Genomic DNA, 1,546 nt, shown 5'->3' on the forward strand with positions numbered 1-1,546 from the left:
GGGGCATTTTTTTTGGGCGATGACAAGCAAAGGCCTCAGCCTTGCAGTGCCAGATGCATCCAGGCAGAACCCTTGATGTTGAAGACCCGTTTGAAGTTGTATGCGAGAACGGCCAGGCTCAACTCGCCCTTGGCCCCCGGCAGGCCTCGCATCAGCAACCGCGCATTGCCCAGGATGCGGTGCTTGATGCAGGCAAATGGGTGCTCCACCGTTTGCCGTCGCAAGGCCATCATCTCTGGGCGTGCCTTCAGACCCTGTGCCGTCGTGTACAGGGCGTCCTCGAAGAGGTGGCGTGAGAGGAGCCTGCGCGCTGCTTGCGTGCACTGCGGCTTTTGCGCGCAACCCGAGCAATCTTCGATGCGTGCCGCATAGATCACCGCGCAGTCCTTGCGGGTGATCTGTTTGCGCTCAAGCAGTTGACCGGCCGGGCAGACGAAGTGGTCGTGCTCGGGCTTGTAGGTAAAGGCGCTGCGGTCGTAGTGCTGACCATCGCCCTGGTTGTTGACGGAGCGCTTGGCAGGCAGGTAGCACTGCATGCCCTGAGCCTGCAGTGCCGCGATCTGAGTACCGTTGGCATACCCGGCATCAGCTACCACCGTGCATGGCGCCTGCAGCACATTGCTTGCGGCCTCTGCCATGGGCTGCAGTTGGGTCTGGTCGTTGGCATCTGCGCAGACCTCATGAGCCACGATCAGGTGACTGCCAGCATCCACAGCCGTTTGCAGGTTGTAGCCTGGCGCGCTGTTCAAGCTGCGCATGACCTGGGCGTCAGGCTCGGTGCTGACGTGCAGACGTTTGCCACTGGCAGCCAGCGCCTTGGCTTGATCGGCGATACGCTGGCCATCGATCTGCAATCGTGCCAGAGCCTTGCGCACACGAACGCCTTGCCCGCAGGTCGATGCTTCCTGGCGGTCGGCGTCTTCGAGCAAGCTCAGGTAGCGCTCGATGTCCTGGGCATTGCGTTGGGCTTGCTCTGCCAGGCTACGCGGTCCGACGATGGCTTTACGCGAGGCCACCGCCTGTACCTTGCTGCCATCAATGGCGACCGTGGTGGAGGCGATCAGGCGCTGGCTGCGAGCGAACTGGACGAAGGCAGCGCTGGCAGCGACCAAGGCCTGCAGATTGCCCCTGCGGAATTCGGCGATGGTCTTGTGGTCCGGTGCCAGACGGCCCAGCAGCCACATGCACTCGACGTTGCGGTGGCACTCGCGCTCCAGTGCGCGAGATGAACGTACCGCATTGAGGTAACCCCACAGATAGAGCCGCAGCAGGTCGGCGGGGTCATAGGGCGGTGCCCCCAAGCGCTGGGGGATGGACTTGGCAAAGCCCAGATCGGCCAAGGCCAACGTGCCAATCCATGCGTCAATGACGCGGACAAGTGCCTCTGGCGCGACCAACTCATCGAGCATCACGGGAAACAGTGCCGCCTGCTGCCGGTTCTCTCCACTGCGGTGGGCCATCGGGCTGCTCCAAACAACGATGCCCTCCAGGCTAACGCCTGGAGGGCATCGTGGCTACACCGGCAGCAGACTATTTACACAGACTG

The 1,546-nt window shown here is 62.6% G+C and carries 1 protein-coding gene; it reads right to left on the reverse strand.

What is annotated here, in order from left to right; translation table 11 throughout:
• Positions 1-35: 35 nt before the first annotated feature.
• A complete protein-coding gene (locus QUB63_RS34915) occupies positions 36-1,460 on the reverse strand; it encodes an IS1182 family transposase (RefSeq protein ID WP_332949968.1) in 1,425 nt (474 codons plus the stop codon).
• Positions 1,461-1,546: the final 86 nt, after the last annotated feature.

This window comes from Microcoleus sp. ARI1-B5 (assembly GCF_036705795.1).
Taxonomy (GTDB): Bacteria; Cyanobacteriota; Cyanobacteriia; order Cyanobacteriales; family Microcoleaceae; genus Microcoleus.

Coding starts and splice junctions, on each gene's coding strand:
- QUB63_RS34915 (WP_332949968.1), bottom strand. CDS start 1,460: ATGGCCCACCGCAGTGGAGAGAACCGGCAGCAGGCGGCACTGTTTCCC.